Raw genomic sequence first — 8,040 nt, forward strand, 5'->3', positions numbered from 1 at the left:
TCATACTATATTCATTTTATGAGGATCATTCAATAACAGATCACTTAGATTTGCAATTATTTTCATCTATTGAAACCCTTGTAAAGCCAGCACTTACTGATGCAATGGTGATGTAACTTTTCAGATAAAAGCAAATGACGCGCCGTCTCCTCCACCTAAACACCATTCGTCTATCGATAAGAATTTGTGAGTAAAAACAGTTTAGTCGTGGAACGAGTTTTATAGTTTTCGTTTTGAGTTTCTTCTTCCAAAAAATCATGATACCAGTTGAATTCAATCTCCGACAAAAGCCTACCTGTTTTCAATACGCGATACCAGTCGCTGATTGTAATCGATAGTCTTTCCCGATTATCTGTAATTAAAAAAAATAAACCTACGATCATCGCAGGTTTATCAAGAGTTATTATTTTACTTTAACAAGCCATCAAGGGCTAATTGATTCAAAAAGTGCAAAGGGAAAGAAATGGTTGGATTGAAAAAGTAATCCATTGTCGCTAGTTGGTGCAAGGTCGTCTTGCTATTGATCAAGGTTGAGATCGTATTGATGATCTCCAAACTTCCACGATCACTCGTAATGATTTGTCCCCCCATAATCACTTTCGTTTGCTGATCAAAAATCAGTTTTAACGTTACTTCAAAATCCTCATCTGTCGCGAAAAATGTCCGAGAATGAAATGTCTGCGTCACTGAATCTACTTCAAAGCCGTAATACGGTGCCTCGGTCTCATTAATACCTGAACTGCTGACGAAATAGCCAAACAGTTTACTAACGACGGTCCGTTGCATTTTTGGAAAAGGAATTTTCGTCGTTCCCCGTTCATTTGCCAATAAATTGGTGGCAGCTACGATCCCCGTCCGATAAGCATTAGTCACTAAAGGGATATACAAAGAGCTATCCGAATGATTGAAAGGAATCGAAACCAGGTCACCAATTGCATAAATCGCTGGGTCAGACGTTTGTAAATATTCATTTGTAAATACCGTGCCATCGAGATTTAGTTTTAAAAAGTCTTCAACCAATGCGACATTCGGTCGCGGATTTACGGCATAAACGACCACGTCAGCTCGAATCTTGGTTCCGTTTGAAAGCTCGATTCCCTGATATTCACCCTTCTCGTCTTTGATCGTATGGGCGACATTGCTGTTAAGATAGATTTGTAAGTTCTCTGGAAAGCGCGCCATCAAAATTTCAGCAATTTCTTGATCAAAATAACGGAACAAAAGGGTATCCATTCGATCAATCAAATGAACGGCTTTTTGCTGGCCACTTAAAGATTCCGCCAATTCAAACCCAATCAGACCCGCGCCAACGATCGCCACGGTTTGCGCACTTTCGATTTTTTCTAACGCTTGCTTTGATTGACCAATGGTTTTGTAGGTCGTTATATGTGCTTCGACATCTGAGGCAAACTCCGAACGGAAAGTACTCGATCCCATCGCCAAAATCAAGCCATCATAACTCACTTCGTCTTCTTGCTGATAAGATTCCGTTGATGTGACAAAATGAACCGTTTGTTCTTGCGGAAAGATTTTTGTGACTTCACTGTTTAACATCACATTGATTCCTTCAGAAAGAAGCTCACTCGCAGTTGCCGTTCGGGAATCTTCCAATCGTTGAATGTAGCCTTCCAGCACTAAATTCAAACTGCTAGCAACATAACCCAGAACGCTTGATTTTTCAATAATTATCACATCGACTTTTGGGTCAACTTTTTTTAAATGACGGGCAGCAGCAATTCCTGCATGAGAGCCTCCAATAATCACTATTCTCATATCTTTTCCAACTCGCTTTCAAGGTTCTCATTGCGTATTTCATCCACGATTTGATGAAGCCGCTCTTCTTCAAATGGGGTTGCCCCACCTGTTAAAATCAATCGTTTTTTATAACGATAGCCTTCCGAGATCTCAGAATGATCAACGATCAATAAATCATAATCCTTCTCCTTCGTCCCCTCAAAATGAATATTCGGATAGCCAGCCAATTCTTTGATCAAAAAACGCCGCAAAAAGCCACTGCGTAATCGTGATTGAGTCAACAAAATGCCGACCGTAAATGCTTTTTCCTGTTTTACTTGAATCCATTGACGGATCAAAAGCAATTCATTGGTCAAATGCTGCTTTTTCTCAAGAGAAAAGGACTGGTTTACGTTTTTCTCCAACTGTTCGATTGCTTGCTGTGCCACTTCAATCAAGCTCTCATTCGCAACACTTTGCGGCTGAAATTCAGCAAAGGCAATAATGCCGCCATGAATATACAACGCTTGGATCGTCACACTCGTCAAGAAGACGCATAATTCCGTAGAAGTTTCTGTAGTCTTTCTCTCACTATCACCAATTGCCTGCAGCAGCTCCCCATTTAACGCATCGATCTCTTGGAAGAAAAGTGATTTTTGCAAGGAGTCATCCAGTGAAGGGCGAATCAAGCCTTCAGCTAATAAAAATAAATAGAAATAAACCGTTTCATAATCGCTCCAGGATACGGCAAAACGACTGAGATAGCGTCCTAATATATTCCGCAAAAGCTGGAACATCGCTTCATTTTCCAATGACTTCAACAATGGATACGATGCTTCATGCTGCTGCGAGCCACGATAATCAAAACGGGCTTCCATAATACCTAACCACAGCCCGACTTTCCAGCGTTCGGATTGACTAAACGTTGTCTGTAGCTGTTTTTCGATTACTCGAATCAAATTGTTGATGGCTGGTGCATTCAAGCGAGCGATCAATTCTTCATTGGGATAACTTTGTGAAAAAAACTGATAATAGAAAAAGCGAATCTGTTTTTCATCCCCAAGCAATTTTTTATTTTTTAATTGGATGTCGAATTCTTTCAATAACTGATTGATGGCTTTGAATCGACGAAACAATGAAGCTTCACTCAACATCAGTTCTAACATCATTTTCGTCGTTGACTCATCTCGATGAAAAAACAAATACGACAATATCTGAAAATCGATTGCTTCTGAAAGATACGCATAAAAGAATTTTTTTAGTGAGAAATCAAGCGGAAGTGTTAACTGTACTTGATCATTTTCTAAATAAGTCAATGCCGCATCCTCATGGAAAGCGACTAAATTTTGATGAAGATTTTGAAGTTCTTTTTGCAAAGTGGGTGCGGAAATGGATAATGTTTTTGCAAGTTTCTTGTAAGAGATTTCTGAGCCGTTCTGAAAAAAAACAGCTAAAATTTGAAAATGAACCTGCTGATTTTTTTCAAGCAGCTGCATAACATTCATTTTTGAACCTCCTTCACCTTTCACATACTAATTTCCCAATTAATGGGTCGTTTGTCAACTATAAAAATTGCCTGAATGCCTTTGAGTTATATGGAAAAAGCGTTATTTATTGTTCCTAAAGCGCGGGAATGGTAAAATTCTTGAGAAGAAAGGTGGTGAACTATGGGAAAACGAATGTTAGCATTTTTTCGAACGGATCGATTATTTTCGATTTCCCTGTTACTAGCACTCATTGCGTGTTTTTTCGGCACCTTCCGTTGGTCATTTATTGACTTTAAAGTGATTTTATCACTGTTTGGGTTGATGTTAGTAATCAATGGGTTAGAAGAAGCTGGTCTTTTACGAGCATTTGGACAAAAATTAGTGGAAAAAAGTCGCAATCTGCGTGACTTGATCCGTTCAATCGTCTTGCTAAGCTTCTTCAGTTCGATGTTTTTAACAAACGACGTGGCTATCTTAACATTATTGCCCATCTACTTACTTTTAACGAGGAAAGAACAACAGCGCACCAGTGTCTTATTAGGCGCTGTCTATTTGATCGTGGCAGCCAATTTAGGAAGCAGCCTGTTTCCATTTGGAAATCCGCAAAATCTATTTTTATTTTCTTACTATCAGATTTCGCTGCCACAATTCATGTGGACTACCGGCACCTTTGTGGGACTTTCTTTGCTATTACTCCTTGTTTCGATCCAGCTCATCCCAAAGACTCCATTGGAAATCGCCCTGCAAGAAGAGCCCTTTGAAAAAAAGCCAGCGCTGCTCAATGCAGGATTATTTGTCCTTATGATTCTTGGTATTTTTAGTGTTCTACCTATTTCAATCGCTGTGCTCGTCGTCGCAGCCGTGGTTTGGTTTAGCAACAAACGATTATTCGCAAAAGTTGATTATCGGTTACTACTTACCTTCCTCTGCTTCTTCTTGATCGTTGGGAATATTCAAGACCAACCTCTGGTCACCGATCACATTCGACCATATTTTCAAGAAACACATCGCGCTTTTTTAGGTAGTATTTTACTCTCTCAAGGAATATCTAACGTTCCTGCAGCGATTTTGATTGCTCCTTTCACCGATTTAGAAAAAGCCGTTCTTTTGGGCGTCAATGTGGGTGGTTTGGGTACATTGATTGCTTCTTTGGCGAATTTGATTGGGTACAAATTACTGAAACAAGCCAGACCCAAAGAAGCGGGAATGTTTCAAAAGCTATTTTTTATCGTTAACGTCGTTTTTTTACTGTTATTAGGCAGTATCGTCTACCTTTTATTGTAGTAAATTCACTGTAAAACGAGATTCCAGCATAAGATGTTTCCAGTCAGCAGTCAACAGAACCCTACTTGCTGTACCTGTTTCTTGATCTTATGTCAGAATCTCGTTTTTTGATGTCTATTGTGTGATTTCTCCTAGGCTAAGAGAAGCTCAAAGGTGATTTTCGTTTGGCTTTCGACAGTCAATGCCTCACCAAAGACATGTTGAACCATTTCTTGCCGCTGTTCCAATGAATACTCCTCCTCAAAATAAAGATGAAATAATTCTTGATCGATCTCTTCCTTCAAAATATACTCGAATTGCCGACTCTGCCAATCGATCGCTTCTTCTGTAAACCACTTCTTGTAACAAGTATTTAGGTTCAGATCGTTCTTCGCTGAATGATTTTTTTCATAAGGCTGAAACACGTTCTCTTCTTCTGCGATCATTCTTAGAATAATTAATTGATGGGCCTTTCTTTGAAACTGAAGCAAGGTTTCTTTGTCTCTGACTGCTGGATTCATTGCCATAAAAATACAGGGCCAGTGCTGGTCTGCAGATAAAAAGTCTTTTTGGCTCTGCTGAACCAGATGGAGCTTGCTCATCGGATCTTCCATCGTTTCTTCGATGATTTTTAACATTTCTTTTGAAAAATCAATTGCGTAATACTCATCTACAAAAGGATAAAAAGCTGAAATGTAGCGACCAGTGCCCGCAGCAAAGTCAACGAAGGTCGATATCGGAAACACTTTCTGCTCCATCAAAAAAGCTGCTGCCTCTTCGGCGATTTTCAATTGGGATTCTCTTTGAATTTGCGCATATTCTTGCGCGAATTCATCCCAAAACAGCATCGCTTCCTCTTCTTCCATTTAGCGGACGCCTCCAGTGATCACTGTCTTTCCTTTCGTTCCTTGTTCAACCGCTTTTGTAGCGTGCTTTAAGGTCTCGATGGTAATTCCTCCATCAAACGTTTGGACCGCAGTCGTATGGATCTTTTTGTCAGCGAGCAACGAGGCGATCCGTTGCAAAATGCCCCCTTGTGTTTCAATCATCAACTGAGCATCTGTTTTTGTGAACATATACTCCCAATAAAAATCGATGCCGAGGTTTTTAAATGGATTTAAATCTAGCGCTTCTTTCGTATTCACGATCATTCCGACTTTGCCAAATGGCAAGATTGCTTTTGTTAATTGTGGCAAATAGGCCGAGGCGTCATAAAAAAGTGCAACGGCTGAAAAAGGTTCAGTGATTTGTTCAGCTAACGGCAAGCGGTGATTCAGTACCTGATCCACTTGATTGTCTTTAAGCCACTGATCGTTCTTAGGACTCGCAGTGCCATAGACTGTCAATCCTGCCCATTTTGCTAGTTGCGCCGCAATCGAGCCAACACCACCGCTGGCATTGACCAATAAAATTGATCCTTCATTCGCGTTCTCTTCAGGCACATACCCAAATTTTTCAAAAAGCAATTCCCATGCCGTAATACTCGTTAATGGCATAGCTGCAAGATCACCGTCAGAAAAGCCGGCTGGCGCCTTTGCTGCGATTCGAAAATCAACGACTTGAAACCTTTGATTCGCACCAGGTCGTTGTGTGGTTCCAGCATAAAACACCCGATCACCAACGGCAAAGCCATTAACTGCTGAGCCGATTTCATGTACTATACCTACTGCATCATATCCCTGGATATGGAATTTCTCACTTAAAGTGGTTGTTTGACGGCGTTTCGTGTCAATTGGATTCACAGAAACAGCTTGCACTTCCACCAATAGATCGTTTGCCTGACAAGTTGGCATTGGAAATTCCTTTTCAATAAATACTTCTGGATCATCTAAAGATCGTCCTTCATAAAAACCTAGTGCTTTATTTATCATCATACTGCTCCTTCCAAAAAAAGTGCTGAATAGTTATAAAAACCATTCTAGCACTTTTAACCAATTTAGAACATTTATTCTTCACCTTGAACGACAAGCGGAACCAAAAACGGATAACTTGTGAAGAAATCCAATAAAGATCGCTTCCATTGATCCGAGTCAATCGTGAGTAACGTTGATTCTGTGTACAAATGAATCGTCAAACGCTGATTTTTATCAAGCAGAACAAGGATCTCGCCTTTGTTTTCTGTGATAAAATCATACGACTGATTCTCCATCGTGATGATGAAAATTTGGTCAAGGACTTCCGCTGCAACAGGAAAATCTGTTTCCATATCGACAGCTAAGGTTTGGGTATTGTCGATCAAACTTGGCGAGACAGTAAAATCCAATTCTTTTAAATGAGCCAGTATCAAATTTACATCGTAATTAAACAGTGAAAGTTGATTGACTGAGAAAATATTATCGGCATGCCATTGACTGATCAGATGTAAAATCTGTTCATCGTTGACCACCACCGACTGGGAATTTGAATTGATTGTCAACAACGGCAAATAGTTTGATTGGTAACTTGAATTGACCGGATTTAACTTAAAACTAAACTCTAGTTCTTTTGTTTCTGTTAAACGAAAGCGGACATTGAAGTGCTTTGTCTTCCAGGTATCGTAATTGTCGGTAGCTGTTAAATGAATCACTTTTAATGGTTTCAAGAATTCATAGGCATAGTACTCAAGCAAGGTTTTTTTTGCAATGACAGAGATTTCTTGTTCTGTTAAGATCAAATGACGATAATGGTTGAGCAACCCGGAGAAATCAGCCTCCATGATTGATTTTCGCAATTTTAAATCAGCTAGCTCATTTTCGGCTTGTTCAATAAGGGACTCGATGCGCTGATGATCTTGTGCTTTTACAGCATAGTAATCATCTTCATATTCCGCTTCCTCTTCCACTAATTTGAAAGAATCATCCTCTACATTGTCTTCTACTAAAGAGCGATCATCAACTGTGGTAGACGCATTGGTTGCTGAATTTTCGTCGACCTCATTGACTTCTTCTGGTTGAACTTCTAGAGTCTCTTCCTGATCCATCAGTTGTGGTTCAAGAGGATTTTTCTGTGTTTCTTTCGTCAATTTCAATCAGCTCCTTTCCCGTATACTGAGCTAAGAAAGCCAATAATTTAGTATTGAATTCTTCAAAAGAACCAAAAAAAGTATCAATTTGTCGGAATTCTTTTTCTACGATTGCTTTCTTTAAACGCAATGTTTGATATTGCTGCTGCAGGCGTTCTTTTTCAGCAAAAACTTCTTCATTATTATTTGAATATCTTTCCCATTCTCTACGTTTGGCTTCTAGAGCTTTCCGGTCAGAAGTCAAACGCTCTAGTTCTTCATCGATTTTTGTCCGATTGAAAAAGCCCTTTGATTCCGTCAATTCATTTTCGGCTTCCGTAAGTTTATCGATCTGATTTTGGATTTCCTTCACTTCTGATAACGCAGTGATCCGTTTGGCTTCCAGCTTGTCCATCTGCTGTTCGATTGCTGTCAGCATCTCACGACTGCCTCGTTGGAACTTTTCCCATTCTTCATCTATCTCAGGGATAACAAAAATTTCGGGAATACTCGCATCGATACCAATCGTCGCTCGCTCATGATAATAGGTTCCTAACTTATAGTAATGCACCGTAG

The 8,040-nt window shown here is 39.8% G+C and carries 7 protein-coding genes (1 of these 7 only partly in view); 1 reads left to right on the forward strand and 6 read right to left on the reverse strand.

The window, feature by feature from the left end; all coding sequences use genetic code 11:
- Window positions 1-408: 408 nt before the first annotated feature.
- Entirely contained in the window at window positions 409-1,773 is a 1,365-nt protein-coding gene (locus IGI89_RS13995) for an FAD-dependent oxidoreductase (protein ID WP_008381982.1), read from the reverse strand.
- Complete coding sequence (locus IGI89_RS14000) at window positions 1,770-3,239, reverse strand: helix-turn-helix domain-containing protein (RefSeq protein WP_008381983.1); 1,470 nt, start codon at window positions 3,237-3,239, stop codon at window positions 1,770-1,772. The genes IGI89_RS13995 and IGI89_RS14000 overlap by 4 nt, the downstream gene beginning before the upstream one ends.
- 162 nt (window positions 3,240-3,401) lie before the next feature.
- Between IGI89_RS14000 and IGI89_RS14005 the strand changes: the two genes are divergently transcribed.
- Window positions 3,402-4,505, forward strand: a complete 1,104-nt coding sequence (locus IGI89_RS14005) for an SLC13 family permease (RefSeq protein ID WP_086317363.1) — start codon at window positions 3,402-3,404, stop codon at window positions 4,503-4,505.
- Window positions 4,506-4,636: 131 nt separating this feature from the next.
- Here IGI89_RS14005 and IGI89_RS14010 read toward each other — a convergent pair whose 3' ends face one another.
- The 4 genes from IGI89_RS14010 to IGI89_RS14025 all read right to left on the reverse strand — a co-directional run.
- Complete coding sequence (locus tag IGI89_RS14010) at window positions 4,637-5,350, reverse strand: class I SAM-dependent methyltransferase (RefSeq protein ID WP_438735751.1); 714 nt, start codon at window positions 5,348-5,350, stop codon at window positions 4,637-4,639.
- Entirely contained in the window at window positions 5,351-6,358 is a 1,008-nt protein-coding gene (locus IGI89_RS14015; RefSeq protein ID WP_016619978.1) for a zinc-binding alcohol dehydrogenase family protein, read from the reverse strand.
- Window positions 6,359-6,429: 71 nt separating this feature from the next.
- Entirely contained in the window at window positions 6,430-7,485 is a 1,056-nt protein-coding gene (locus IGI89_RS14020) for a hypothetical protein (protein WP_194188812.1), read from the reverse strand.
- On the reverse strand, window positions 7,454-8,040 hold the 3' portion of the coding sequence (locus tag IGI89_RS14025) for a hypothetical protein (RefSeq protein ID WP_438735752.1). 328 nt of this gene lie beyond the right edge of the window; the window shows 587 of its 915 coding nt (coding positions 329-915); its start codon lies off the right edge, out of view — the gene reads right to left on this strand; it ends in the stop codon at window positions 7,454-7,456. The genes IGI89_RS14020 and IGI89_RS14025 overlap by 32 nt, the downstream gene beginning before the upstream one ends.

This window comes from Enterococcus sp. AZ141, from assembly GCF_051714385.1.
Taxonomy (GTDB): Bacteria; Bacillota; Bacilli; order Lactobacillales; family Enterococcaceae; genus Enterococcus_D; species Enterococcus_D entomosocium.

Excerpts from the sequence above, each read along its gene's own strand:
- IGI89_RS14010 (WP_438735751.1), bottom strand. The coding sequence starts at position 5,350 with ATGGAAGAAGAGGAAGCGATGCTGTTTTGGGATGAATTCGCGCAAGAA.
- IGI89_RS13995 (WP_008381982.1), bottom strand. The coding sequence starts at position 1,773 with ATGAGAATAGTGATTATTGGAGGCTCTCATGCAGGAATTGCTGCTGCC.
- IGI89_RS14005 (WP_086317363.1), top strand. The coding sequence starts at position 3,402 with ATGGGAAAACGAATGTTAGCATTTTTTCGAACGGATCGATTATTTTCG.
- IGI89_RS14000 (WP_008381983.1), bottom strand. The coding sequence starts at position 3,239 with ATGAATGTTATGCAGCTGCTTGAAAAAAATCAGCAGGTTCATTTTCAA.
- IGI89_RS14015 (WP_016619978.1), bottom strand. The coding sequence starts at position 6,358 with ATGATGATAAATAAAGCACTAGGTTTTTATGAAGGACGATCTTTAGAT.